This is a genomic window from Magnetovibrio sp. PR-2 (assembly GCF_036689815.1).
In the GTDB taxonomy this organism is placed as follows: Bacteria; Pseudomonadota; Alphaproteobacteria; order Rhodospirillales; family Magnetovibrionaceae; genus Magnetovibrio.
Window position 1 is genome coordinate 80,185 of sequence record NZ_JBAHUR010000002.1, and the last position, 26,395, is coordinate 106,579.

Sequence of the window (26,395 nt, forward strand, 5' to 3'; positions counted from 1 at the left end):
ATGCTTCGGGGCTTTTTGTTTGGTTGTGCGAAGGATCAATTCGCCAAGATCGCCAGCAGCAAAATCGCCACGATGTTGATGATTTTGATCATCGGGTTCACAGCCGGACCCGCCGTGTCTTTGTACGGATCACCGATGGTGTCGCCCGTGACCGCAGCGTGGTGGGCTTCGGAGCCTTTGCCGCCGAAGTTACCGTCTTCGATATACTTCTTGGCGTTATCCCAAGCACCGCCGCCGGACGTCATGGAAATTGCGACGAAGATACCCGTCACAATCGTGCCCATGAGCATAGCGCCCAGTGCAGAGAACGCAGCCGCTTGATCGGCAATGCCCAAGACCACGAAGTACATGACCACAGGGGCCAAGACCGGCAGCATACTGGGCACGATCATTTCTTTGATCGCGGTTTTGGTCAGCATGTCGACACACCGTGCATAGTCAGGCTTTTGCGTGCCTTCCATAATGCCCGGCATCTCTTTGAACTGACGGCGAACCTCGACGACCACTTGGCCGCCTGCGCGGCCCACGGCCATCATGCCCATGGAGCCAAACAGGAACGGCAGCAAACCGCCAACGAACAAGCCAACCACAACGTATGGGTTTTGCAGGCTGAAGTTCACCTTCTCGTAAACGTCCGGGAAATAGTGAACCAAGTCTTCGGTGTACGCTGCGAACAGCACCAGTGCAGCCAAGCCAGCAGAACCGATGGCGTAGCCTTTGGTGACAGCCTTGGTGGTGTTGCCCACCGCGTCCAAGGTATCCGTCGTTTGACGCACGTCTTCGGGCAGTTCAGCCATTTCAGCGATGCCGCCTGCGTTATCGGTCACCGGACCGAACGCATCCAGCGCCACCACAAAACCGGCCAAAGCCAGCATGGTCGTCGCCGCAATGGACAAGCCATAGAGACCCGCTGCCGAATAGCTCACGATAATACCGCCGCAGATCACCAGCACGGGAAGTGCCGTGGATTCCATGGAGATCGCCAAGCCTTGGATCACGTTGGTCGCATGACCCGTGGTCGAAGCTTCGGCCACCGATTTCACCGGACGGTATTCTGTCCCGGTGTAGTATTCGGTGATCCAAACGATCAGACCCGTCACGCCCAAGCCCGTCAGCGAGGCCACGAACAGGCTGCTCGCCGACACAACTTCTTTGTCGTTCATGGAGAACATGTTGTCCATGCCGCCCAGCAAGTATTCGATCAAGACATAGATCAAAACGGCTGAGATGACCGCCGAAGCGATAAAGCCTTTGTACAACGCGCCCATGACAGACTGGTTGGAGCCCAGCTTGACGAAGAACGTCGCGGCAACGGATGCCACGATGCACGCCGCGCCGAGCGCCAGCGGGAACAGCATCATCAGTTCTTGATCCGCACCGACGAAGAAGATAGCCCCCAGCAGCATGGTGGCAACCACCGTCACAGCATAGGTTTCGAACAAGTCGGCCGCCATACCGGCACAGTCACCAACGTTGTCGCCCACGTTGTCCGCAATAACACCCGGGTTGCGGGGGTCATCTTCGGGAATACCGGCTTCGATCTTACCGACCAAGTCGGCACCGACGTCGGCGCCCTTGGTAAAGATGCCGCCGCCCAAGCGCGCAAAGATGGAAATCAGCGAAGCGCCAAAGCCCAGAGCCACCAACGATTCCAGAATGTGGCGCATGTCGGCAGCGTTGCTCGGATCGAAGTACGACCGCAGCGCAACGTAGTAACCCGCAACCCCTAAAAGTGCGAGCCCAACAACCAACAGTCCGGTGATGGCACCGGACTTAAAGGCCACGTCCAAACCGCCGGATAGGCCGCGTGAACGAGCGGCTTCGGCTGTGCGAACATTGGCGCGAACCGACACGTGCATGCCGATATACCCAGCAGCACCGGACAAAATCGCACCGATGAAGTAGCCAACGGCAACGGCCAAGCCGAGCTGCCAGCCCAGCAAAAGACCGATCACCACACCGACAGCGCCGATGGTGGCGTATTGCCGATTCAAATAAGCCGCCGCGCCCTCTTGGATCGCAGCGGCAATTTCTTGCATCCGGTCATTGCCGGCAGGTTGAGCCAAGACCGAACGAACGGCATAAGCCCCGTACAGTACAGCGAGCAAGCCGCTGGCCAGTACCAAATAGTAAGTCATAGACATTCAAATCTCCCCACTGGTTCTCTGACTGAAAACCCAGATTGGTCCCCTTGACGAGGATGGGAGACTCCACAACAAACTGCTTCCCGATCCCCGAATGATGACGAAGCCTGACAGAACTTCAGCCAATTGGCAACCTACTGGCGCAAAAAGGCATTGTGCAGCGCAGCATGGCAGAAATGTCGGATGAATTGAGGTCTGGTGGAGGCAGAAATCTATTGATCGTTGGTGTTGGTCATGGCCTGGATCAAAGCATCGGAAACAATGCCTTTGCCCAGCAATTTTTCCGCCGTCATCATGATGCGGTACTTGATCAACGTCACATCCAAGGTCTTGTTGTTGCGCAGCGTGCGCGGGATGTAGAACGAAAAATCCTTGATCAAGGCATCACCTAAGCGGCGCTGGGCTTTGGCGACGATGCGCTCATTGTCTACGTTCAAGACTTCCAGCTTGTAGTGGATCATGATGGTGCCCTGAACATTGTCGTTGTTGAACACCGGAACGTGGATCGCGTCCATTTCCACATAACGTGGGCGCGCTTCAAAGATTTCGCGGGCTTTATCGCGATCGGCTTCTTCGGCTTCGATGCGCGCCCGCTCTTCTTCAGAAATTTCAAACGGACCCACGGCCAGATACTTCAGCAACGTCACAGTGCCGCCCGCCAATAAAATCAAAACCGCAAAGGCGATAACCAACTTTTTCATAGGCGTCGTACTCTCTTTGTGAAGGCGTCGTGCTTGAAAGACAAAAGAATCGCAATTTCCGGCGATTATAATCAAACCCTTCGCCGTGAAAACCCCAAGAATGGCTTATTAAACTTCAGGTTTAGAAATGGCGATAACCGCCTGCGCCAACGTCCACTCGATTACCATGGTCGTCCAAGACCTGAACGCGCGGATGAGAAACGGACGCAGCTTCGATGCGGCCCATGACACAAACGTCAAGGCTTAAGCGTTCAGCCAAGTCTTCAATGGCGCCTAAGTGTTCGGGAAGCGCTGTGAAAACCAGTTCGTAGTCGTCCCCGCCACTCAAAATCTCCCTTTGGCGTTGCGGTTCGGCGTCCAAAATGCTTAGGGCTGCATCAGATACATTGATCTGATCCCACTCCAACACAGCCGACACGCCCGAAGCACCACAGATGTGGCCCAAATCCTGTACCAACCCATCAGACACATCCACGCACGCTGTGGCTAAGCCTAGTGACGAAAGCTTGGCCCCAAAGACATTGCGAGGCTCAGGCCGAGCATAGCGCCGGGTTAGGTGCTTTTCGTGACCATCCAAAACGCCCATGATCTTGCCCTGCCAGAGCGCCAAGCCCAAGGCTGCATCGCCAAACGTACCGGTCCCCAGCACCAAGTCCCCTTCTTGCGCCCCGCCACGTGTCAGGGCCTTGCCCTGTTCCACATGGCCCAGTGCGGTTATCGTAAAAGCTTGGCTGCCAAAGGTGGTGACCGTGTCGCCGCCCAAAAGCTTGGCGCCGGACGGCTTCAAGGCCTCACCCAGACCTGCGGCGAAACCTTCCAACCAGTCTTCCGATACGTCGGGGGAAAATTGTGCCGCCAAAAACACAGCATGCGGTGTAGCGCCCATGGCCGCCAGATCGGACAAATTCACACCGACTACCTTATGCGCAATGTCTTGCGGCGGCAGAGTTTCCAGATAATGCACCCCACCCACGACGGCATCCGTGGTCACGACCAACTCGCACCCTTCGGGAACGGAAAGAACGGCCGCGTCGTCAAGCAAGCCCAAAGCCTCCCCCGAGCCGTGAGCCAGGGGGCGGAAATAATTGGAAATGATGTCGAATTCGCGACCAGCCATAGGAAATAGTCCCACAAAAGGTTGGCTTAATCCATCTTGCCGTCACGCAGTGTGTGGCCCAGCTTATCCAGCACACCGTTGACCATTTTCGGCTCGCTTTCGGTAAAGAACGCGTTGGCGATGTCCATGTATTCGTTGATCACCACTTTGGCCGGGATTTCAGAGCGTTCCAGAAGCTCGTATGCGCCGCAGCGCAAGATTGCGCGCATCAAAATCTCGATGCGCTCCACCGACCATTTGGGGCCAAGCGCGCCATTGAGCATTTCGTCTAAATCCGTTTTACGCTCCCCCACACCGCGCACCAGCTCGATCAGGAAGGTTTTGTCCGGATCGTTAAACTCCGCTTCGCCGATTTCGTCGCCGTCTTCGTCTTCGACCATAACGGTCCAGCGTTTTTCGATAAAGGTGCGCAGCACCGGATCTTCGTCACCGTCGACCATGTCCAGCTCATACAAAGACTGAACCGCAGCCATACGGGCTGCGGCACGGGACTTCACATCAAATGAAGTGTCTTCTGCGCTCATTGGGCAATTCCGTGCATCATGTGGTCGCGCAGCTCAATCATGCGCAGGCACGCTTGTGCTGCGTCGCCACCTTTGTTTTTTTGGTCAACGTTACAGCGCACCAGGGCTTGGGCTTCGTCTTCAACAGTCAAAATGCCGTTACCGACGGCAACACCTTCCAATGACAGGTCCATCAACGCGCGGCAGCTTTCGCCCGCGACATAGTCGTAGTGGCTGGTTTCACCGCGAATGACGCAGCCCAAAGCGATGTAGCCGTCGAAGTGCTTGGACGCCAAGGGGTGGTCTTCTTGCGCCATCTCCGCAAACGTAATGGCGCCGGGAATTTCAAAGGCGCCGGGCACTTCGGTGCGTTCGTACTGCACGCCCTTTTCAGCCAAGACAGCCAGTGCGCCTTCAACCAATTGATCGGTGATGTGCTTGTAAAACGGGGCTTCGATGATCAGAACCTTGGTGGCCATCTTGTGTGCGCTCCTCAAAGGGTGTTTTTATGATTTTTGTTATTCTGGGATCGGCTGTTGGCCGGTCACGGTCAAGCCATAACCTTCCAATCCAATAATGGTGTGTTGCGTGTTCGACAACAAGGTCATTTCTTTAATGCCCAAGTCCAGCAAGATTTGCGCACCGACGCCGTAGTTGCGCAGTTCCGCGCTCACACCACCTGCATCACCCTCTTCCTGTTCGACATTTTTCATGCCGCGAGAAGACAAGGCGTCCAGGCGCGGGTTGCGAATGACCACAACAGCGCCCCGCCCTTCTTTACAGATTGCTTGCATGGACCGCTGGAGCGTTCCAGCTTTACCGCCATCAGTGTCAAAGAACGCATCAACCAAAATGTCCATGGCGTGCATACGCACCAAAACCGGACCGTCGCTGGTCACGTCACCACAGGTGAGGGCCATATGCTCGGTCCCGTCCAGTTCGGAGCGATAAACTGTCATGGTGAACGGGCCGCCGTGGCTGGAATTGAACGGGCGAGACGTGACCTTTTCCACCACGTGGTCGTTTTTCAAACGATACGCGATCAAGTCGGCAATCGTCGCAATTTTAAGGCCGTGCTTTTCAGCATACGGAATCAAATCGTCCAGACGCGCCATGGTGCCGTCTTCGTTCATGATCTCACAGATCACGCCCGACGGGTTGAGCCCGGCTAAGCGCGAGATATCGACCGCGGCCTCGGTATGGCCTGCGCGTACCAAAACGCCGCCGTCGCGCGCTTCCAACGGGAAAATGTGACCGGGCGTGGTGATGTCTTCTTTGCCGCGATTGCCGCCAATGGCGACAGCGATAGTGGTGGCGCGATCAGATGCCGAAATGCCCGTGGTGACACCTTCGCGGGCCTCAATCGACACGGTAAACGCGGTCGAGTGGCGCGAGACGTTGGATTGCGTCATCAGCGGAATGCCCAAGTGCTCCACCCGCTCGCGGGTCAGCGTCAGGCAAATCAGGCCGCGTCCGTGGGTCGCCATGAAGTTCACAGCTTCCGGTGTCGCCATTTGTGCGGGGATCACCAGATCGCCTTCGTTTTCGCGATCCTCGTCATCGACAAGTACGAACATACGGCCGTTGCGCGCATCTTCGATGATGTCTTCGATGGGGGAAAGTTTATCTTTGTATGACACGTCGTTCGTCCTACCCACTCAATCTTGTTCTTTGTCTTCTTGACCCAACAAGCGCGCAACATAACGCGCCAGCATGTCGATTTCCAGATTGACCATGTCACCCGCTTGAAGATCGCCAATGGTGGTGACCTCTTGCGTGTGGGGGATTACATTGATGCCAAACACGGGACCTTCTACTTCGTTCACCGTCAAAGACACACCATCGATGGTGATGGAGCCTTTGGGTGCGAGATATTTCGCCAAACCTTCGGGGCTTTGGAACTTAAAGCGCACGCTGTCGCCTTCCGGTTCGCGCGAAACCACTTCGCCAACACCGTCCACATGGCCGCCGACCATATGACCGCCCAGCTCGTCACCCAAACGCATGGCGCGTTCTAAGTTGATGCGTTCGCCTTCTGTCCAAGCGCCCAGTGTGGTTTTGGACAGGCTTTCGGCGGACACCTCGATGGCGTACCAATCCGCGCCTTTGTCGACCACAGTCATGCAAGCACCGGCGTGCGCAATGGACGCGCCGATGTCCAAATCGGATAAGTCCAATCCGGTTTCGATTTCGAAGCGACGGCCTTCGCCGTCCCCTTCACCCGTGGTGGAAACGGAGCGTACACGCCCCATGTCGGTGACAATGCCGGTAAACACGTCTCTCAGGTCCCCAAATGGTAGATATTCAAAAGGTCAGGCCCAGCGTTTAGCACGGCTTTGGGGCCCGGGGCTAGTTTTTCCAGATCGAAATCGTGAAATAAAACGTCTCCAGCCGCGCCGAGCTCCTTTTTCGCCTTAAACCACTGGATTTCATCAACCAAATCAGCGTTGAGGACGGCATTGACCAAGGTCGGTCCGGCTTCCACCAAAACCCGGTTGAGTTCACGTGCGGCAAGCTGTTGGGCGACCCAAGTGAGTTCTGGGCGCTCTAAAGGGCTTTGAATGACAGTTACACCCTGGTTTTGCAGCTCTGCAATTCGGTCATTTGAAGCCGCCGATCCACAAAAAATCCACAGCGGTGCTGCAGAAATGCTGCGCAGCAATTGGCTGTTTTGTGGGAGCGAAAGCAAGCTGTCTAAAAGTATGCGCACGGGGCTTTGATCGGTCAGTCCAGGCAGCCGACAGGTATAGGTCGGGTCGTCGTCCAACACCGTGCCAATGCCAAACAGCACGCCGTCATGATTGGCACGCAGCAAATGGCCGCGAGCGCGTGCCAGGGGCGACGTGATCCACTTGTCTTCGCCTTGGGCGCCTTTGGGCGGAATGCGGTTGTCGGCACTGGTGGCGAGTTTCAAAGTAAATTGAGGGCGGTTTTCGATGATGCGCTTGAAAAAGCCCAAGTTGCCGCGCCAGCCTTCATCGGCCATGACCCCTTCGACGACCTCAATGCCTGCATCTTTGAGGATGCGCACACCCTTACCCGCCACCCGTAAATCCGGGTCCGACGAAGCGATGACCACACGCTGCACGCCTGCGTCAACCAGCGACACAGCACACGGCGGCGTTTGGCCTTGATGGGCGCAAGGCTCTAACGTGACGTAAGCTGTGGCCCCTTGGGCCGCATTACCCGCTTGGGCCAACGCCATGGCTTCGGCGTGGGGTCGTCCGCCCGGCTGGGTCCAGCCGTGCCCGACGACGACACCGTCGTTGACCAAAATGCATCCGACAGAAGGATTGGGGGCGGTATTGCCCAAGCCACGCCGCGCCAAACCCAGCGCAGCGCGCATGAAGTCTAAGTCACGCGGTTTATTCGCGCTCACCCAAATCCCCAATAAACTCGTTGAAGTCTTTGATTTCGTGGAAGTCTTTGTAGACAGAGGCAAAGCGCACGTAGGCCACTTTATCCACTTCCATCAGCCGTTCCATAATCAGTTCACCAATGGCTTTGGACGGGATTTCGTTGTCGCCCGAAGTCTCCAAACGGCGCTGGATACCGTTGACGATGCGGTCAATCTGGTCCGTGTCCACCGGACGCTTGCGCAGGGCAATGTCCATGGAGCGTTTGACCTTTTCGCGATCAAAGGGAACCTTTTCGCCATCCGACTTGATGACCGTCAGCTCGCGCAGGTGCACGCGCTCAAACGTGGTGAAGCGCGAACCGCACGACGGGCAGTAACGCCGTCGGCGAATGGTGGCGTTGTCTTCGCTGGGACGCGAATCTTTCACCTGGGTGTCGTTGTTTCCACAAAACGGACAGCGCATGGTTCCCTTCCCCTTTTATCTCTTAACCGTAGATCGGGAAGCGCGCACACAGCGCTTCGACCTTCACACGGACGTTCTTTTCGACGTCCCCGTTGCCCTCTTCACCGTTTTCGGCCAAACCGTCCAGAACTTCGCAGATCAAGCCGCCGATTTGTTTGAATTCGTCCACGCCAAAGCCACGCGTGGTGCCTGCGGGCGTGCCCAAGCGGATACCGGACGTGATCATGGGCTTTTCGGTGTCGAACGGAATGCCATTTTTGTTACACGTGATGCCGGCGCGATCCAAAGCATGCTCAGCCGCGTTGCCTTTCACGCCTTTGGGGCGCAAATCGACCAACATCAGGTGCGTGTCGGTGCCGCCCGTGGAAATCGCGTAGCCGCCTTCGACCATGGTTGCGGCCAGGGCTTGGGCGTTTTCGATGACGCTTTTTGCATAAACTTTAAAGCTCGGCTGAAGCGCTTCACCAAATGCCACAGCTTTGGCAGCAATAACGTGCATCAGCGGACCACCTTGAAGACCTGGGAAGATGGCCGAGTTGATCTTCTTGGCGATGTCGCCGTCGTTGGTCAAAATCATGCCGCCGCGCGGGCCGCGCAGGGTTTTGTGCGTGGTCGTCGTGGTCACATCAGCGATGCCCACGGGGCTGGGGTGCAGACCGGCAGCCACCAAGCCCGCAAAGTGGGCCATATCAACCATCATGTACGCACCGACGCTGTCACAGATTTCGCGGAATTTTGCAAAATCGATGTGACGCGGATAAGCAGAACCACCCGCCACGATCAGCTTCGGATTGTGTTCTTTGGCCAAGGCTTCGACTTGGTCGTAATCAATGGTCAGCGTGTCTTCTTTCACACCATACTGAACCGCGTTGAACCATTTGCCGGACTGTGCGGGCGGAGCACCATGGGTCAAGTGACCGCCAGCGTCCAAGCTCATGCCCAAGATGGTGTCGCCGGGCTTCAGCAGCGCCATGAACACGCCGCCATTGGCTTGCGCGCCCGAATGCGGCTGAACGTTGACGAACCCGGCACCGAACAGCTCTTTGGCGCGCGAGCGGGCCAGGTCTTCGGACACGTCCACATATTCGCACCCACCATAATAACGACGCCCCGGATACCCTTCGGCGTATTTGTTGGTCAATACGCTGCCTTGGGCTTCCAACACTGCACGCGAGACGATATTTTCCGACGCAATCAGTTCGATCTGATTTTGCTGACGGCCAAGTTCATCGTTCACGGACGCCATCAAATCCGGGTCGGCATCCGCCAAAGAGGTGGAGAAGAATTTTGCGAGTTCGTCGTTGGGATAGCTGGTCATAAGCTTCAGCACTTTATCCTAGGGGTCAAAATCAATGGCAACCGATCAATCAGGTCGGGTTGGACAGTTTGTCCACCCGGCGCTGGTGGCGGCCGCCTTCAAAGTCGGTGTTCAAAAAGGTGTCGACACATTCTTCGGCCAAGTCAGAGCCGATCATGCGTCCACCAAAAACAATCACGTTGGCATCGTTGTGTTCGCGGCACAGGCGCGCACCCGTCACATCGTGAACCAAGGCCGCGCGCACATGGGCGTGGCGGTTGGCGGCGATGGAGATGCCGATGCCCGATCCACACAGCAAGATGCCGCGGCTAGCTTTGCCGTCTTTAAGGGCGCCAGCCATGGCGTAACCGTAATCGGGATAGTCAACGGAATCCGTAGTTTTGACGCCCAAATCCAAGACGCTCAGGCCTTTTTCCTCGGCGTAGGCTTTCAAGTGCTCCTTCAGCGCAAAAGCGCCGTGGTCACATGCGATGGCGATGGTGTCGTTCGACATTAGCTCTCGTCCAAATCCAGTTTTTCTGCAATATCCTGGGGAAGGTCCGTCAATCCGAAATGTGAGGGGCTGTGTTACCATATATCGTGCCCCTCTGCCAAGCGGGCACAAGCACTCGGGGGCACTTTTATCCCCCCTATCCACAGACTTTTGCGCAACATTCTGTGATTTGGACTGTCACAAAATTCCCGTGGCACGAAAGGCCGCACATGTGTTAAGATTGCCATCGCACTTGAAAACAGGTGCCAGACACTCGAGGGAAGCAAACGAAGACTTGCACACCAACCTCTTGACGCATGGAGAAGCATGACGATGAGTGCCATTGACGCAATCGGAGCCAACACCGATCAGATCAGAGCGACGCTGCAACGCATTGACGCTCAAAAAGTTTCCGAAATTCAGAAGGTCGACGGCAAAAAAGGCCAGCCCAATGCGGCTGAAGCTGTCCAGACATCGCTGCACGTTGCCGGCGTGGGCGAAGTCGAGCCGACGGACTTCACCAATGCTTTCCAGCAACTGTCCACCGTGATGCAATCGGCTTTGGTGAGCCTGCAGGAAAATGGTGGAGCCGCCTTGGCCCCGCCGCCTCCGCCACCGCCGCCGAGCCCTGAAGATCTTTTCGCCCAAGTGGACGAAGATGCCGACGGCGTGGTCACCAAAGACGAATTCCTCAACAACCAGCCCGAAGACGTGAGCGCCGAAGAAGCCGAAGCCCGTTGGACCGCGTTGGCTGGCGAAGACGGCGAAAGCCTCACCAAAGAGCAATTTTTGACCAACTTGGCCGAACTCCCGCCCCCGCCGCCACCCGGTGGCGTCGGCAACCCGTCGTCCGCACTGGTGGCTGAGTTCATCAACGCGCTGCAGGCCTATGAAACCGCCGCCACGGATTTCAGCGAGGAAGTCACGACCACCACATCAGTTGAAGCCTGACGAATATATCCGTATTCGCAAGCAAAAAACCCCGCCGAGCAGAACGCGAAGCGGGGTTTTTGTTTGGGGGGCTGTCGTTGCCCGCATGAAAAAATCCTGTTTAGGGGGCGGTATGCGAAGGGAATACGTTTGATTTACAGACTGATCCCTTCAGCACGTAGGAAGTCGTTAAAGGTAAGGTGTGTCACGTCCTCAATTTTGCAAACATTGGGTATACGCCGCTTCTTGGGTGAAGTCTGAATAAGGACTTCCATACTGATGACGGGGAGTTCGAGAGTTTTGGCAAGTGCTATGATTGAGATGTCGTTCAACCCAACAGTGCCCTTTAGATTGCCATTGTATTCAGAAATGAAGTCATGATGATCAACATTCATTTGGTTCGAGTTCTCGACGTAGCTCTGCCATTCCCACGTTGGGTCATTTACCTCTAGTACCATATCATCTTCGCATTTTTCGATGACGTTGCTGATTTCACCATCAATCAAAATCAGTTCGTCATAGATTTCGGGTGTAACAGCAAACACGCCTTGTTCAATCAGATCATAAATTGCCTGCCAGAGTGACGAATAAATATCCTCTGGCATTGTTTCCAAGGGGTTAGAAAAACCTGATGTATCAACACAATATCGCTTCATCCGCCGTAATACTCTCTACGAATGTCATTCAAGTGCTTCAGGTTTTTGATGCCCATATACTCGGCTGCGTTATGGTTCGTGAGGCGTCCAGATGACCATGCCTCCATAACGAGTCCGGTATACATATTGCCAAGTTGGGATTGGTATCGTGTTCCATAAAATTTTGCTCGACCAAATCCCTTTGCGTTGTGTTCCCACTCGTCAAATTCTGGCTTTTTGACGCCCCAATAATATTTTGCACTGACGTATTCCAAATGAACCAATCGGACGAGCATTGCATGGGGGCTTACTCTGAAAAGCGTTGCAGCTTCATCAAGGTCTTCATCCGAAATGCTGGCTTTTGGAAGCGCAGGCGTTTGACCTAGGGTTTCTTCAACCAGAGATTTAGGCATAAGAAAGGCTGCCGCAAAGCGATCACACCACCTTTCTTCGGGCACGCTGTCATAATCTTTACTTTTAGGTCCTGTCACTCCGCTTGCCTTCAACAAGATATGGGCAAATTCGTGCGCAACTGTAAATGCCTGTGCAGTCGGAGATTCTTTGGTGAAAACAATTGTCGGCAAAGGAAATTCCGCAATGCACATTCCCCGAATACCGTAATGTTTCAATTGGCTATGACGTAGAGTCAGAATGCCAATTGCTTCGAGTCTGTCCCGAAGAATATTTGGCAACGTATAGGCTTCCGCCTTTTTCAAGCCAAACTGATCGTCTTTTGAAAAGCCAACAGTTTTTCGTGCAATCTCTGCTGCCGCTTCAGGTTCATCACGAAGTGAGAAAAACAGTTTCGAATCAATTTCCGCTGGCGCTTCACCGACCTCTTGAAACAGGTCAATTGCTGCTTCGCGCTGTGTTTCCACCCATTGCTGGAGTTGTTCAACTTCCCATTCATGGGAAGCATCTAGAACATCCTTATGAAGCCTAAAGTCTGGCAGGGTTATCGGCTTTGGAACATCTGGCGGTGAAGGAAGGAAAAATTCAGAAAATGATCTGCTGTAGAGCTTAGCAAGTTTTCGTGCCTGTTTGACAGTTGGGCTAGCTTCATTTAGTTCCCATGCCCGAATTTGCTCCGGTGTTTTTTTGAATCTTTCGGCTACATCATCAAGCGTCAACCCACGCCAGTTCCTTGCCCATTCCAGCATTTCTGGATTGAGCCAAAGATCATCTGGATTATGTGCTGATGCGCCCATCAGATTACTACCTGCCTCTTCTATATATATGGCACTCTACAAGAATACTTTTTATACAATCCTAATGTGAAATTGAAGCTTGGAACACATTTGATGTTTGGGAAACAGTGCGGACCCCATAATTGTCACGTAAACCCATTTACTCACGAAGAGGTATTAAATGTGAAAAGCCTTTTTAATTACAAGCCATTAATAGGATTTGCCTGATTATCTAATACCCGCCTAAATAATAGCAAAACCCCGCCGAGCTGAACGCGAAGCGAGGTTTTTTATTGGCTTTTTTGTCGTCTTAAGATCAGACAGTTTTCTTCGCGCTGTCGCGGAAATCGATGACGTTTTCACCGTGCATGATGCGGAAGTTGTGTTCGTCTTCCGGGGTGGAATAGACGTCGTAGTAAAGCTCTTGGTCGATTTCGTTGCCGTCTTTAAACGTCAAAACCTTGGGCTTGATGTCGTGGATTTCTTCGCGCTGGATGTATTCGCGTGCGGCGATGATGATTTCGTCGCCCGGCTGGCACGTGCGCGCGGCGGAGCCGTTCAACACACAGCATTTCGACCCGGCTTCACCCAAAATCACATAAGTTTGGATGCGTTGACCATTGGTCTTGTTCCAGATGTCGACAAATTCCATGGGCAAGATGCCAACGGCTTTGCAGTGGTCCGGGTCCAAGGTGATGGAACCTTGGTAATTCAGATTGGCGTCGGTGACGCGAATACCGTGCAGCTTTGCGCGTACGATCTGGATCATGTGTGTAGCCTCAACCCTAGCTGACTGTTTGTTTATTATCGCTTTAGTTCTGATCTTTAAGCTCAAGCGGGTCACAGAACATACATAAAATAGCACCCAATTGCAAAGCCATTGTGCACTGCAGCATGAAAAATTATCAAATGCTAAGCACCTGGATCGGCGCTAACCACCTGATTACGCCCGCATTCTTTTGCTGCATAGAGGGCTTCGTCAGCCATGTCGATGATGGCCGCTTCCGTCACCTCTTCACTGGGTTTCAGGCAGACCGTGCCGATACTCAGTGTAACACGCCCGTCTTTTTCGTTGCCTTTGTGGCGTTCATTAAGCTCGAACACACCTGCGCGGATGCGTTCCGCCACGCGTACGACACCTTCAACATCAATACCGGGCAAGATCACGGCAAACTCTTCACCGCCATAACGCGCCGCCAAATCGGTCGGACGTTTGACTTCCTCGGCAATGGCATTGGCCACCTGTTTGAGACACTTGTCCCCACGCTGATGGCCGTAGATATCGTTGTAGGGTTTGAAGTGATCGATATCGCACAACAACAAGGCAAGGCTGGTCCCTTCCCGTTTGGCATGCAACAGGTCGGCTTCAAGGGTCATGTCGAAAGTGCGCCGATTGGCCAACCCCGTCAGGCCGTCCTTATGCGCCAAGCTTTTGAGCGCATTTTCGGCCTGTTTTTGTTCCGTCATGTCGCGCAGGGTTTCAACCACGGCAATCAGTTTGCCGTCGTCGTCATAAATCGGGCCGGAATTGATCGCCAGATAGAGCCGTTTGGAGGCTTTGGGCATGTTGCACCAGTTTTCGGCGCGCAGACCTTGGTGACGCTCCCCTGGGTTGGAGTGCTCGACGTAAAGACCGTCCAGGTCTTCGACCTTGTCCTCAACCAAAACGTCGGCCAAGCATGCGCGGGGCTCTTCGTAAAAGGCGCGCCAGTGTTCCTTGGTGCCCAAAACGTCTTCCGCATCGATGCCCGTCAACGCTTCGCAGGCTTTGTTCCAGATAATGACCTTGCCGTCAGCGTCGAGGACAAACGTCGGCACAACCAAGTGCTGCATCAGTCGCACAGAAAACTGATGATCGTTCATCTTCAAAAATGTCTCGTCAACCAAGCCCGTTTCTCCCCAAGAAAAACACACCGCGCTTTTGCACGTTTTTTATGGCCCCTCCCCCGAAGGTTCTTCTTTGTTATCGCAAAACGTGTTGCAAAACAAACATCTTTGCCGATTTTACGTGTATTTCTGCAACAAACGTGTCGAAAACACATCAAAAACCGCCCTACTCTTTCAAGTGGGGCGGTTTTGTGTGATTTTCTAGGGCTGATTTAGCTCAGTAACAAGGCGTCATCGTCGATTTCACTGCCGCGCACTTTTTCGAACATATGCAGCAAATCTTCGACTTTAAGGCCTTTGCGTTCGTCGCCTTTGACGTCCAAGACCACACGGCCTTCATGGAGCATGACGGTGCGATTGCCGATGTCCAAGGCCTGACGCATGGAGTGCGTCACCATCAAGGTGGTGAGCCCCCGTTCAGCAACGATTTCGCGGGTCAGATCCAACACGAACGCCGCCGTTTTGGGGTCGAGAGCCGCCGTGTGTTCGTCCAACAGCAAAATTTTCATCGGTCGCAGCGCCGACATCAACAAGCTGACGGCTTGGCGTTGTCCGCCGGACAACAGATCAATGCGATCGCCCAAACGGTTTTCCAGCCCTAAATTCAGCCTTGCGATGTGGCTGCGAAAGACTTCGCGCACATCGCCATCTACCGCAGCGCCTAAGCCACGGCGTTTACCGCGGGCATTGGCGAGGGCTAAGTTTTCTTCGATGGTGAGGCTGGCGCAGCTGCCGCCCAAGGGGTCTTGGAACACACGCGCCACCAACCCCGCCCGTTTGGCTGTCGGCCAATTGGTGACGTCGGTATCATCGATTAAGATTTTGCCGCTGTCGGGCTTCAACTCACCCGCTAAGGCGTTCAAAAACGTGCTTTTGCCAGCCCCGTTGGATCCGATCACGGTGACGAAGTCGCCTTCGGGGATGGTCAGATCAATGCCGTGCATGGCGGGCGTTTCCATGGGCGTGCCGGCGTTGAATGTGACGGCGATTTGTTTGGCTTCGATCATGACGCGCCCCCTTTCTTGCGAAACGGATTGCGCACGCCGGGCAAAACCATCGCCAGCGTCACCAACACAGCCGTAATCAAGTTCAAGTCCTGTGCTTTCAAGCCGATGGCGTCAGAGTTAAGCGCGCCCGCAACGGCCAATCGATAAATGATCGATCCAATGATGCACGCCAACGTGGCGCGAAACACGGTGCGCGTGTTCATCACCGCTTCACCGCCGATCACAGCGGCCAAGCCAACGACAATCACACCGACGCCCAAGGTCACGTCCGCAGCCCCTTGGCTTTGGGCGAATAAAGCCCCAGCCAGCGCCACCAAGGCGTTGGACAACGCCATACCGCCCAAAATGTAGCCGTTGGTATGGATACCCTGAGCCCGTGCCATGCGCGGGTTTTCACCCGTGGCGCGCATGGCCAGGCCGATTTCGGAGTTCAAGAACCAGTCCAACGCGACTTTTACGATAATCAACAAAACCGTCAGCGCGATTGGCAGCGCTACATACATGGGCATGTCGTAGGTTTCTTCGAGCCATTCGAGCGGCGAAAACACCGTCTCTTCACCCAAAAGCGCCACATTGGGCCGCCCCATGATGCGCAAGTTGACCGAATACAGCGCGATCATGGTCAAAATCGACGCCAACAGGTGCAAGATCTTCAACTTGACGTTCAACCACGCGGTCACGATCCCGGCGGCAGCACCGGCAAACATGGCGCACAAGGTCGACAGGTACGCATCATAGCCCACCACGATCATGGACGCGCTCACCGCAGCGCCCAGCGGGAAGCTGCCGTCCACGGTCAAATCCGGGAACTGCAGGATGCGAAATGATAAATAAACGCCGAGTGCGACCAAGGCGAACAACAGTCCCACCTCGATCGCGCCCAGAAGAGCAATTTGGCTCATATATACAGTCTCTTACTTCGTCTTATTCAAAGACTTTTTTGGCTTCGCCAACCAAGCCTGCGTCCAAGGTGATGCCTTGCTTTTTGGCAGACTTCAGATTGACGTAAAGCTCGGTCTTGCTGACACCTTCGACAGCCATGTCGGCTGGCTTGCCGCCTTGCAAGACCTTCACAACCATTTCGCCGGTTTGACGGCCGACGTCGTAGTAATCAAAGCCCGCAGCTGCAACCGCACCGCGTTCCACAGAACCCGTGTCGCCCGCCAAAACGGGGATGTCGGCTTCGTTGCCCACCTTCACAACGGCTTCAAACGCAGAAACCACGGTGTTGTCGGTGGGGATGTAGATAGCATCCACTTTGCCCACCAAAGAGCGCGCTGCCGACAAAACATCGCCGGATTTGGTAGCGGCGGCGTTAACCACGGCCATGCCTGCTTTGGGTGCCTCAACTTCGATGAGTTTCACCAAAGACACGGCATTGGCTTCACCGGGGTTGGAAATGATGCCCAAGGTTTTTGCGTTCGGCACCACGCGTTTGACCAGCTGCATGTGCGCCGCGATCGGCGTCATGTCGGTCACGCCCGTGACGTTTTTGCCGGGCTTCATCATGTCGCCCACAAGTTTAGCCCCAACCGGGTCGGTGACAGCGGAAAAGACGATGGGGATCGATTTGGTCGAGGCCACAGCCGTTTGCGCAGACGGCGTGGCGATAGCGACGATGACGTCGGGGCCCGCACCTGCGAATTTCTTGGCGATTTGCGCCGCCGTGGCTGGGTTGCCTTGCGCGCTTTCGTAAGACCACTTGAGGCCCTTGCCCTCTTCATAGCCATTTTCGGCCAGAACGTCCTTAACCCCCTTACGAACAGCATCCAGTGCGGGGTGTTCAACGATTTGCGTGATGGCGACGTGCGCTTCACCCGCTTGAGCCGCGGCAGAAATCCCCAAAGCGACAACGGAGGCCATTGCGGCCATGCCTAAACGTTTTGCAAACATTGTCTTTCCCTTATGTTTCAATTGAGTCCCGATTTCCCCCTCGGAAACTGGGCCATATCGTAGCGAATTCATGCCCCCATTCAAACTCTTTTGCAATGTGCAAAACGGCGTATGAGGACGGGGCTTAGAGATATTTGTAAGGGTCTTTTTTCGCGGGCTGTTCTTTGGCCTGCTTTTTTGAAAGAACATAGGCCAGCTTGCGCGCGGCCAGTTTCTTGATGGAGTCCTGGCTGTGGCGCGGGTCGGCGATCATGGTAACCTCTTGACCTGACTTCGGGTCAATGGCGACCACGCGCATAATGTTGCCGTGGCGCTGAAATTCAAACAGCACTTCTTTCAATTGGCCTGGCAAGGCGCGTCTTGTGGGTCTTTTTATCATTTGACATACATAGCGCTTGAAAGGCGCTTGGAAAAGATTTCTGTTGGTTTCTTGTGCACGAACGATATTTTAGACGAAACTTGCTATCACCTAAAGCGTTCAAAATGCCGGCACTCATCAATACCTTTCGTGTCCTGTCGGCACGTTTGACTGACAACAAAGGGATCAAACGTTGACTTCTTCTCACATTGGCTCATTTCCCAACGTGCGCATGCGCCGCAACCGTCAATACGACTGGTCGCGCCGTTTGATCTCTGAAACGACTTTGAGCCCCAGCGATCTGATTTGGCCCTTGTTCATTATTGACGGTGACAACACTCGTGAAACGGTGACGTCCATGCCTGGCGTTGAACGTCTGTCCACGGACCTCATCGTCGAAGCCGCGGGCCAAGCCATCGATCAAGGCCTACCCGCCATAGCCGTCTTCCCCAACACCGACCCGGCGCTGAAGACCCCCGACGCCAAAGAGGCGCTCAACGGCGATAACCTCGTGTGCCGTGCGGTCAAAGCCGTTAAAGACAAATATGGCGATGCCATCGGCGTGATCTGCGACGTGGCGCTTGATCCTTACAATTCCGACGGTCACGACGGCTTGGTGCAAGACGGGAAGATTTTGAACGACGAAACGACCGAGCTGTTGTGCCAACAATCCATCGTGCAAGCGCGTGCGGGCTGCAACATCGTGGCACCGTCCGACATGATGGACGGGCGCATCGGCCAGATTCGCGAAGCCCTGGATGCTGAAGGCTTCCAACACGTTCAAATCATGTCTTATGCGGCCAAATATGCGTCAGGCTTTTACGGCCCCTTCCGTGATGCCGTGGGGTCGGGCGGCGCGCTGAAGGGCGACAAGAAGACCTATCAAATGGACCCGGCCAACACCGACGAAGCCATCCGTGAAGTGGCCTTGGATATTGCCGAAGGTGCAGACATGGTCATGGTCAAGCCGGGCATGCCGTATCTGGACATTGTGCACCGCATCAAAGACACCTTCGCCCTGCCCACCTTCGCTTACCAAGTCAGCGGTGAATACGCCATGATCGAAGCCGCAGCGGCAAACGGTTGGCTGGACGGCGAAGCGGCCATGATGGAAAGCCTCATGGCCTTCAAACGCGCCGGCGCCGATGGTGTGTTGAGCTACTATGCGCTCAAGGCTGCCCAAATGTTGAATAAGAAATAGCACAAATAAATCCCCCAAGTTGCGCACTCTCTAATATAATAAATAACGGGCGTATAACGAATCTGGTGAGTTGGGGAATTCTCCGAGTGTCTGAACGCGTGCCGTTTTCCACCAAAACCGTCGTATCGGTTGGTTTTCTGTCCGTTTTAGGACTGCTGGGCAACATGGTGTCCATCCCAATGTTTTTTGGGGTAGATCAGATTTTCGGCTCGATTTTCGTTCTGATTTCCGCCGTTCTTTACGGCCCCCTTGGGGCCTTGGTCAGCGGCGCGATTGCCCATGCCTATACCATCGTTTTGTGGAACCATCCCTACGCTTTCATTGCCTTTGTCGCGGAAGCCGTGTTTGTGGGCTACCTCTGTTACCATCGTAAATCCAACCTGTTTGTCGCGACATTGCTGTTTTGGGTGTTTCTCGGCATGCCCATGGCGTGGGTATTTTACCACCATGTGCTGGGCTTGGCCGACACGCAAAGCCTCATTGTCGCGCTCAAACAGCCCGCCAACGGGCTGTTCAACAGTTTCGTTGCAAGCTTGTTGCTATTGGCCTTTCCGCTGAGACGCTGGTTTCGAGGTGACAACACCGTTGAGCTGATCTCTTTTCGCGATGTTTTGCTAACGGTCATTATGGCATTTGTGTTTTTCAGCTCATTCGTCACCGCGCAATTCAATGCCCGCAAAATTTTAGAAGAGTCCCAAGCCCAAGTCTTTGCGGAACTTCAAGGCTACGGCCAGCACCTGCGCGATCTGTTATCGGCGTCTTTGCGATTGCAGCGCATCGGTATTGATGGGCCGTTTTGGTACTACCCTCACCAAATATTGGAAGAAGAAGCGTGCCATCAACACAAGCTCTTATCAGGCAACGAACAAGACGGCATTGTTCAGCTGTATTGGTCCTTTGAGCAATGCACCCTTCACACCATCCCCGCTGAAGATTTCTCAAAATACTTAGAAAAAATCTTTGGCCACCAACCCTTTAAACTGAGCATTTACGACGGCAACGGCCAGAGTGTGTTGAGCTTTTCAGAAAACCCCAAGCCCCACACCCTGACGGAACGTTTGCCCGGCACTCAGACGCCCATTGACGGCATGTATCATGAGCTTGGCGCATCGCCCGACAAGCCGCTTATGTTGCAGTGGAAGCTGTCCAAAGTGATGCAACCCCACACCTTCCCAGACATTTCCGACTGGACGTTTGTCATCGAACTTCCGTTCGCAAAATATGTTGACCGCTTGCAACAGACCTATATATCGGCCTTTGCCGTCATGCTGTCTGTGACCTTCGGTGCATTTTTGGTGGTGAGCCTGATCCGAAACCGTCTGACACGTGACCTGACCAGTCTGATGTCCACAACCCTCCACTTGCCCGAACGGATCCAAGCGGGCGCAGACATTTCGCTGCCACGCTCTCAAATCTCTGAAGTTGACGAGATTGCCAACAACATCAAAAGCGTCGCCGATGCTCTGTCAAATATGGTCGAAGAAATGCGCATTCAGCACGAAAACCTTATGGACGAAGTGCGCGGCCGTGAAAAGGCGGAAAGTGCCAGCAAAACAAAGTCCGAATTCCTGTCCATGGTCAGCCATGAACTGCGCACGCCCTTGACCTCCATATTGGGGTCTTTGGGCCTGCTTGAAAACGCCACTAAAGGTTCGCTTGAGGCGTCTGACGCGCAGCTTCTGTCCATCGCCAAACAAAACACCACGCGTTTAAACACATTGGTTGACGACTTGCTGGACTTGGAGAAAATCCAATCGGGCAAACTGGACATCGTGCAAGAACTGATCGACGTGCCCAGCTTGGTCGATAATGCCGTCAGCTCCAACCTGGGCTACGCCCACAAGCTCGGGGTTGAGCTTCGTATTGTCGGCGACAAGCCCCCTGTTCAAGTCATCGGCGACAAGGGGCGTTTGTTGCAGGTGTTGGCAAATTTACTGTCCAACGCGGCTAAGTTCTCGCCCGTTGGAGATGTGGTTTCTGTGTCTTGGGCCATCTCCACCAAAGGACGCGCTGGTATCGGCAGCGTCATTATTTCCGTCAGTGATAACGGCCCAGGGATTCCTGAAGATTTTCAAGACAAGCTGTTCTTGCCGTTTGAACAAGCCGATTCTTCCGCGACCCGAAACATCGGTGGCACCGGACTGGGGCTGAGCATCTGCAAAATCATCTCCGAGCGCCACAGCGGTGAGATCACCTATGACACCGAACAGGGCAAAGGCACAACGTTCCACCTCACCTTGCCCATCGTTCCTAAATTTGAGCTGGTCTAAACTCAAAAAGAAACGGCGCCCTAAAAGAGCGCCGTTTGCGTTTGGGAAGTCCGCGTTTGAAAGCTGTTAAGCTTTGAAATCCAAAAGGCGTTCCACGTCCAAAACCACCATCAGGTTGTTGTCCAAGCGATAAACGCCGCTGGCGAATTCGCGCCAGACCGGGTCCAGCGTGCTCGGGTTGCCTTCATAGCTGTCTTTAGCCAGCCCGATGACATCACCAACGCTATCGACCAAAAGGGTGTACAGTTCGTTTTGTTGTTCGACGGTCACGCCCATCATGTGGTCACGTTTTTTACGTTTGACCGCTTCATGTGCGCTGACATCAACACCGTCCTCACCTTCGACGGTCTCCGTGACTTCAGGCGTTTCAGGTGCTTCAGCCGTACCACCTTCGATGAGCTCCAACTCAGGAGCTTCATCTTCTTCGGTGATTTCGCGATGGATTTCGCGCCGTTCCAAGCCCAAGCGCACGCGCACATCAACAACCGTGACGATGCGACCGCGCAAGTTGATGGATCCGCGCACTTCAGGCGGGGCCAAAGGAATGGATGCAATGTTTTCCGGAAGCAAGATGTCTTGAACAATCAACACCGGAATACCAAACAATTGGCCCGCTATGTTGAAGGTGACAAATTCGGAAAGGTGTTCGCTGCCCACCACATCTACGTCGGTGCTGCCAGCTTGTACAAGCGCCTGTCCACTCATGTAATTTCCACTCCCTCTTCCCCGTTTGGGGGTTATGCAACGTCTTGCTTAGACTTTATCAAAAAGCAAATCGCATCAAACAGATATTTGAGTTTAACCCATAGATTCTGACGCGGCAATCACCGTTCGTATGTATTTTCAAGTTCTTAAGGCCTAGAAAACACCGCCCTACCACCCATTCTGGCAGTTGTGCGGGCTGAGAAGTGCTATACACTCCGCGTCCATGTTAAATGTAACCTACGCCGACATCGAAGCCGCCGCCCTCCAGGGCGAAAATCACATCTTGCGCACGCCGTGTTTCCCCGCCGCGCGTTTGTCCGAACTCACGGGCGCAAATGTGATTTTGAAACTGGAAAACCTGCAACACACCTGCGCGTTTAAGGTGCGCGGCGCGCTGAATAAATTGATGTCATTAAAGAACGAGCGCCAGTGCAAAGGGGTTATCGCCGCCTCTGCCGGGAACCACGCCCAGGGTGTTGGTTACTTTGCCCGCCAGCTGGACATACCGGCCACAATCGTCATGCCGAAGAACACGCCGTTCACCAAAATCGCGCGAACCGAGGCCTTGGGCGCAAAAATCGTGTTGAAGGGCGACGACTTCATCCAAGCGCGCGATCACGCCCAGACCTTGTCCGATCAAGAAGGCCTGTGTTTTGTTCATCCCTATGACGACCCTCATGTCATCGCCGGACAAGGCACCATCGGCAAAGAAATGTTGGAAGACCAACCCCATCTTGACAGCATCATCGCGTCCATTGGCGGTGGCGGCTTGATTTCAGGCATTGGCATTGCGGCGAAACACCTAAAGCCCGGCATTGAAATTTTCGGCGTCCAAGCCGAAACCTATCCATCCATGTATGACGCCTATCACAAATGCACCTCGGCTGCCGAATACGGCCAAACCATTGCCGACGGCATTGCGGTCAAAACGCCGTCCCCCAACACCCAAGCCATCATCGAAGACGTGGTCGATGACATCTTCACGGTGAGCGAGCTGCAGATCGAAAAGTCTCTGCACACGTTCTTGGATCTCAAGCGCTTGGTGACCGAAGGTGCTGGCGCTGCCCCGTTGGCCGCACTTTTGGCGAACAAAGAGAAATTCAAAGACCGCACCGTGGGCCTGGTGGTCAGCGGTGGCAACGTGGATTCGCGCATGCTGTCGACCTTGCTGATGCGCGGACTTGCGCGCGAAGGCCGTTTGGTCAGCTTGCGCATCAAAATCATTGATGTGCCGGGTGCGTTGTCAAAAGTTTCGAAAATTATCGGCGACAGCGGTGCGAACATCATCGAAGTGCACCACCAGCGATTGTTTTCGGATGTTCCGTTGAAACAAACGGAAATGGACGTTGCGGTCGAAACGCTTGATCAAGACCACGTGCAGGCCTTGGTCCACACATTGTGTAAAGCCGGGTTCGAAACCCGCGTGCTGAGCGCGACGTCGGCCTAAGTTTTTAGCTTTGATCGCCTTCGACCCAGAGCTGTAAGTCCCTGTAATACTGTCGCGTTTTGAAATCACGGCGGGTGCGGATCGGCCCATCGCTTTGAGCCGCATCGAACGAAGCTGCAGAAGACGATTGGTGCGCACTATCGCGCATCAAATCTTCGGATCGGCGCAACAAGTGATCTTTTTCTTTGAGGTGGCTAGTCGCTTTCATGTCCGTTTTCCGATTTTTGGGTAGAGGGCGGCGCACCCTTATCAAGAATTATGATAATTTGACTCAAAATCCAAGGCTGTTCTGTGACTGCGGTCACAGATATTTCATAAAAATTTGCGTTTTTCGGCCATCGTTCACTTCAAGTTCTTGATCAAAAGCACGATCTTGGGACCAAAATGAATTGCTGAGGAACTGGGTTTTGGGTTTCATTTCCGCCTCGACCTTTTTGAGCAATTCATCCATCGGTGCGGGCGACAAAAAGGCATAGGCAACCTGCACCTTGGACAGGTCCGCATCCCACAGGCTTTTGAAAACAATGCTGGCATTGCCCCGACCCAAAAGGCGCAGCTTCGCAGTCAAATAAGGCAACGGTGCGTTTTCCAGGCCGACGAAGTCCCAATCTGGATGCTGCCTCGACAAATAATGGAGCATACCGCCAAGGCCGGCCCCAAGATCCATGAATACAGGGCGTGTGCCCGGCTCCACCTCAATCGTGTCCAGGTGTTGCGATAAGGCGGCCCAGGTGGTGCGGTTGGTCAGGTAAAGCGGCACCCGTTCTTTTGAGACATTGGTAAAGATCAGCGCCAAGAGAACAAACGCCAGCAAGTACACCCACGCCGGAAGGCCGAACATCAACGCCCCCCAAGCCAATGGGACCAGCAGCGCTTGGGCGACAATCCATTTGCCTTTCAGGCCGAACCAATAGCTAAAACCGCCCGCAGCTATGGCTTGCAGTCCGACAAACAGCCAAAACCAATCTTGGATATAAATGCCGTTGCCGGAAATGGACCAAACCAAAAAGGCAAACACGATAAACGCCGCAATTTGCGCGCCCAACACGCGCGGCAACATGGGAAACTGACGCTGGCCCGGAGAAAGTCCGGCGTTTCGTCCGTTCACATCAAGCCTCGCCGTCTAACTTTGCGTAGCTGCCGCGATAATAGAGCAAAGGCTGGGTGTCGACGTTGGTGGACAATTGCGTCACACGTCCAACCAAAATGGTGTGGTCGCCGCCCGGATGCTTGGCTTCAACGTCGCATTCGATTTGCGCCGCAGCGCCTGGGATCACCGGCGCACCGTTGCCACCCATTTCAACCATGCCCTCACCCGCCAAACCTTGACCCGGTTGGGCAAAATGATTGGACGCGTCCATCTGTTGATCGCTCAGGATCGAAATATTGAACCGCCCGGCATTAATGAGAGCCTGGGAACGGGCCGAATCAACACCTAAGCAGACCAAAACCAACGGTGGCTCCAGCGATAGGGAAGAAAAGGAGTTTACGGTCATGCCGATGGCTTCACCGCCGGCATTGTTGGCGGTCACGACACAAATACCCGTCGCAAAACTCCCCATGGCGTCGCGAAATTCGCGCGCATCAATGGTATTTGAGGTCTTGTCTTGTGCGGTCACTGGGGGAAATCTCCCTATCGATGTGCTTGGGGCTATATTTTTAAAGCGGGTATGCCCCACCTTAAAAGTATGTGGTGTACATTGGCGCTAAAATCAAAAAAAGTGCGAAAAACAACGCCAGATCGCAAATTTGATGCCTTGTTATCGTTCTTTTTGATTCCTGTCCATAACCAGTTGATGTAAAACATCACCAACAAACTTTTATGAAATGATATACATCCGAATTGCACTTGATATATACGGGCTGCATCAATACCCTGCGAATGTTCACGGGGTGCATTGGTAAGATTCGCTTGAGGCGTGTGACTGAATGAAGTTTATAATTGGTTTTGTGGTTGTGACGGCATGTGTGCTGGGCGGGTACGTCCTGGCAGACGGTCACTTAGAAGTTTTGTGGCAACCGCTTGAATTCTTGATTATTTTCGGTGCCGGTATCGGTGCGTTCATCATTGCCAACCCCGGCGTGGTGATCAAAAGCGTGCTAGGCATGTTCGGCAAGATCCTTAAGGGATCGAAATACAATCAAGACAGTTATCTTGAGCTTCTCAGCGTGCTCTACACCGTTTTCAAACTGGCCAAAAGCAAGGGTGATCTCGCCCTGGAAAGCCATATTGAGAATCCTCACGAAAGTACCATTTTCGCCCAATATCCCAAGTTTGCCTCCGACCATCATGCGTTGGAGTTCATGTGCGACTACCTGTGCATGCTGACCCTCGGCACCTCGAACGCGTTCGAGGTCGAAAACATTATGGATATCGAGCTGGAAAACCACCACAGCCACGACCACCAAGTCCACAGCGCCATGGTGAACTTGGCTGAAGGCCTGCCCGCCTTGGGTATTGTGGCCGCTGTGTTGGGTATCATTCACACCATGGGCTCGATTACGGAACCGCCGGAAATCCTCGGCCACCTGATCGGTGCTGCATTGGTGGGTACGTTCTCGGGCATCTTGTTTTCTTACGGTTTTGTGGGCCCCATGGCCAACTCCGCCGGTTCAATCTTGGAAGAAGAAGCGCTGTTCTTCAACTCCATCAAAGCCGGGATTTTGGCCCATATGCAAGGCTATGCCCCACAAGTTTCGGTGGAATTCGCACGCAAAGCCGTGCCTGGCCATTTGAGGCCATCGTTCAAAGACTTAGAAGAAGCCTTGCAGGGTGCCGGAAACGCTGAGTAGTGCTGA

Annotated in this window: 28 protein-coding genes; 5 read left to right on the top strand and 23 right to left on the bottom strand. The window is 54.1% G+C overall.

The features are described from left to right. Positions 1–35: 35 nt before the first annotated feature. The 11 genes from V5T82_RS02785 to rpiB form a co-directional block, all read right to left on the bottom strand. Positions 36–2,144, bottom strand: coding sequence for a sodium-translocating pyrophosphatase (locus V5T82_RS02785; protein WP_332894068.1), 2,109 nt, complete (start codon positions 2,142–2,144; stop codon positions 36–38). A gap of 212 nt (positions 2,145–2,356) precedes the next feature. Continuing rightward, positions 2,357–2,845 carry a hypothetical protein gene (locus V5T82_RS02790; protein ID WP_332894069.1) on the bottom strand — a complete coding sequence of 163 codons (489 nt, stop codon included), beginning with the start codon at positions 2,843–2,845 and terminating at the stop codon, positions 2,357–2,359. A 121-nt stretch (positions 2,846–2,966) separates the two neighbouring features. Beyond that, positions 2,967–3,962: a thiamine-phosphate kinase gene (thiL, locus tag V5T82_RS02795; RefSeq protein ID WP_332894070.1), complete on the bottom strand. Its 996-nt coding sequence runs from the start codon at positions 3,960–3,962 to the stop codon at positions 2,967–2,969. A 26-nt stretch (positions 3,963–3,988) separates the two neighbouring features. Beyond that, on the bottom strand, positions 3,989–4,486 hold the full coding sequence (nusB, locus tag V5T82_RS02800; protein ID WP_332894071.1) for a transcription antitermination factor NusB: 498 nt from the start codon (positions 4,484–4,486) through the stop codon (positions 3,989–3,991). Next, positions 4,483–4,944: a 6,7-dimethyl-8-ribityllumazine synthase gene (ribH, locus tag V5T82_RS02805; RefSeq protein WP_332894072.1), complete on the bottom strand. Its 462-nt coding sequence runs from the start codon at positions 4,942–4,944 to the stop codon at positions 4,483–4,485. Before ribH ends, nusB begins: the two co-directional genes overlap by 4 nt. Positions 4,945–4,983: 39 nt before the next feature. Continuing rightward, positions 4,984–6,105 (bottom strand): 3,4-dihydroxy-2-butanone-4-phosphate synthase, encoded by a 1,122-nt coding sequence (gene ribB, locus V5T82_RS02810; protein WP_332894073.1) that lies wholly within the window; start codon positions 6,103–6,105, stop codon positions 4,984–4,986. 18 nt (positions 6,106–6,123) lie between these two features. After that, on the bottom strand, positions 6,124–6,741 hold the full coding sequence (locus V5T82_RS02815; RefSeq protein ID WP_332894074.1) for a riboflavin synthase: 618 nt from the start codon (positions 6,739–6,741) through the stop codon (positions 6,124–6,126). Positions 6,742–6,746: 5 nt separating this feature from the next. Further along, on the bottom strand, positions 6,747–7,844 hold the full coding sequence (gene ribD / locus V5T82_RS02820; RefSeq protein WP_332894075.1) for a bifunctional diaminohydroxyphosphoribosylaminopyrimidine deaminase/5-amino-6-(5-phosphoribosylamino)uracil reductase RibD: 1,098 nt from the start codon (positions 7,842–7,844) through the stop codon (positions 6,747–6,749). Beyond that, entirely contained in the window at positions 7,831–8,286 is a 456-nt protein-coding gene (nrdR, locus tag V5T82_RS02825) for a transcriptional regulator NrdR (protein ID WP_332894076.1), read from the bottom strand. Before nrdR ends, ribD begins: the two co-directional genes overlap by 14 nt. 22 nt (positions 8,287–8,308) lie before the next feature. After that, the gene (gene glyA, locus V5T82_RS02830) at positions 8,309–9,604 is read right to left on the bottom strand and encodes a serine hydroxymethyltransferase (RefSeq protein ID WP_332894077.1); all 1,296 of its coding nucleotides are present in this window, start codon (positions 9,602–9,604) and stop codon (positions 8,309–8,311) included. Between the two features lie 49 nt (positions 9,605–9,653). After that, positions 9,654–10,097 carry a ribose 5-phosphate isomerase B gene (gene rpiB, locus V5T82_RS02835; RefSeq protein WP_332894079.1) on the bottom strand — a complete coding sequence of 148 codons (444 nt, stop codon included), beginning with the start codon at positions 10,095–10,097 and terminating at the stop codon, positions 9,654–9,656. A 312-nt stretch (positions 10,098–10,409) separates the two neighbouring features. Here rpiB and V5T82_RS02840 point away from each other — a divergent pair, with 312 nt between their 5' ends. Beyond that, complete coding sequence (locus V5T82_RS02840; protein WP_332894080.1) at positions 10,410–11,027, top strand: EF-hand domain-containing protein; 618 nt, start codon at positions 10,410–10,412, stop codon at positions 11,025–11,027. Between the two features lie 134 nt (positions 11,028–11,161). Here the strand turns inward: V5T82_RS02840 and V5T82_RS02845 are convergent, their stop codons facing one another. The 8 genes from V5T82_RS02845 to V5T82_RS02880 all read right to left on the bottom strand — a co-directional run bounded on the left by V5T82_RS02845 (position 11,162) and on the right by V5T82_RS02880 (position 17,967). Further along, the gene (locus V5T82_RS02845) at positions 11,162–11,662 is read right to left on the bottom strand and encodes a DUF4411 family protein (protein WP_332894081.1); all 501 of its coding nucleotides are present in this window, start codon (positions 11,660–11,662) and stop codon (positions 11,162–11,164) included. Further along, positions 11,659–12,849: an ImmA/IrrE family metallo-endopeptidase gene (locus tag V5T82_RS02850; protein WP_332894082.1), complete on the bottom strand. Its 1,191-nt coding sequence runs from the start codon at positions 12,847–12,849 to the stop codon at positions 11,659–11,661. The genes V5T82_RS02845 and V5T82_RS02850 overlap by 4 nt, the downstream gene beginning before the upstream one ends. Before the next feature lie 295 nt (positions 12,850–13,144). After that, a complete protein-coding gene (panD, locus tag V5T82_RS02855) occupies positions 13,145–13,597 on the bottom strand; it encodes an aspartate 1-decarboxylase (RefSeq protein WP_332894083.1) in 453 nt (150 codons plus the stop codon). Between the two features lie 143 nt (positions 13,598–13,740). After that, entirely contained in the window at positions 13,741–14,715 is a 975-nt protein-coding gene (locus V5T82_RS02860) for a sensor domain-containing diguanylate cyclase (RefSeq protein WP_332894084.1), read from the bottom strand. A gap of 212 nt (positions 14,716–14,927) precedes the next feature. Continuing rightward, positions 14,928–15,722, bottom strand: a complete 795-nt coding sequence (locus V5T82_RS02865; RefSeq protein WP_332894085.1) for an ABC transporter ATP-binding protein — start codon at positions 15,720–15,722, stop codon at positions 14,928–14,930. Further along, a complete protein-coding gene (locus V5T82_RS02870) occupies positions 15,719–16,624 on the bottom strand; it encodes an ABC transporter permease (RefSeq protein ID WP_332894086.1) in 906 nt (301 codons plus the stop codon). The genes V5T82_RS02865 and V5T82_RS02870 overlap by 4 nt, the downstream gene beginning before the upstream one ends. A gap of 22 nt (positions 16,625–16,646) precedes the next feature. After that, positions 16,647–17,615 carry an ABC transporter substrate-binding protein gene (locus tag V5T82_RS02875; RefSeq protein WP_332894087.1) on the bottom strand — a complete coding sequence of 323 codons (969 nt, stop codon included), beginning with the start codon at positions 17,613–17,615 and terminating at the stop codon, positions 16,647–16,649. Positions 17,616–17,739: 124 nt separating this feature from the next. Next, complete coding sequence (locus V5T82_RS02880; RefSeq protein WP_332894088.1) at positions 17,740–17,967, bottom strand: DUF6898 family protein; 228 nt, start codon at positions 17,965–17,967, stop codon at positions 17,740–17,742. A 238-nt stretch (positions 17,968–18,205) separates the two neighbouring features. Between V5T82_RS02880 and hemB the strand changes: the two genes are divergently transcribed. After that, on the top strand, positions 18,206–19,174 hold the full coding sequence (gene hemB / locus V5T82_RS02885; protein WP_503629696.1) for a porphobilinogen synthase: 969 nt from the start codon (positions 18,206–18,208) through the stop codon (positions 19,172–19,174). 86 nt (positions 19,175–19,260) lie between these two features. Next, positions 19,261–21,444 (top strand): ATP-binding protein, encoded by a 2,184-nt coding sequence (locus V5T82_RS02890; RefSeq protein WP_332894090.1) that lies wholly within the window; start codon positions 19,261–19,263, stop codon positions 21,442–21,444. A 66-nt stretch (positions 21,445–21,510) separates the two neighbouring features. Here the strand turns inward: V5T82_RS02890 and V5T82_RS18190 are convergent, their stop codons facing one another. Continuing rightward, positions 21,511–22,149 carry a chemotaxis protein CheW gene (locus V5T82_RS18190; protein WP_442917152.1) on the bottom strand — a complete coding sequence of 213 codons (639 nt, stop codon included), beginning with the start codon at positions 22,147–22,149 and terminating at the stop codon, positions 21,511–21,513. 223 nt (positions 22,150–22,372) lie between these two features. Here V5T82_RS18190 and V5T82_RS02905 point away from each other — a divergent pair, with 223 nt between their 5' ends. Then, positions 22,373–23,596 (top strand): threonine ammonia-lyase, encoded by a 1,224-nt coding sequence (locus V5T82_RS02905; RefSeq protein WP_332894091.1) that lies wholly within the window; start codon positions 22,373–22,375, stop codon positions 23,594–23,596. 4 nt (positions 23,597–23,600) lie between these two features. Here V5T82_RS02905 and V5T82_RS02910 read toward each other — a convergent pair whose 3' ends face one another. From V5T82_RS02910 to V5T82_RS02920, 3 genes are all read right to left on the bottom strand, one after another. Beyond that, the gene (locus tag V5T82_RS02910) at positions 23,601–23,804 is read right to left on the bottom strand and encodes a hypothetical protein (protein WP_332894092.1); all 204 of its coding nucleotides are present in this window, start codon (positions 23,802–23,804) and stop codon (positions 23,601–23,603) included. Between the two features lie 93 nt (positions 23,805–23,897). Further along, complete coding sequence (locus tag V5T82_RS02915; protein ID WP_332894093.1) at positions 23,898–24,704, bottom strand: class I SAM-dependent methyltransferase; 807 nt, start codon at positions 24,702–24,704, stop codon at positions 23,898–23,900. A gap of 1 nt (position 24,705) precedes the next feature. Beyond that, positions 24,706–25,215, bottom strand: a complete 510-nt coding sequence (locus tag V5T82_RS02920; protein WP_332894094.1) for a flavin reductase family protein — start codon at positions 25,213–25,215, stop codon at positions 24,706–24,708. A 310-nt stretch (positions 25,216–25,525) separates the two neighbouring features. On the opposite strand from V5T82_RS02920, the gene motA reads away from it, so the two are divergent. Further along, the gene (motA, locus tag V5T82_RS02925; RefSeq protein ID WP_332894095.1) at positions 25,526–26,389 is read left to right on the top strand and encodes a flagellar motor stator protein MotA; all 864 of its coding nucleotides are present in this window, start codon (positions 25,526–25,528) and stop codon (positions 26,387–26,389) included. Positions 26,390–26,395: the final 6 nt, after the last annotated feature.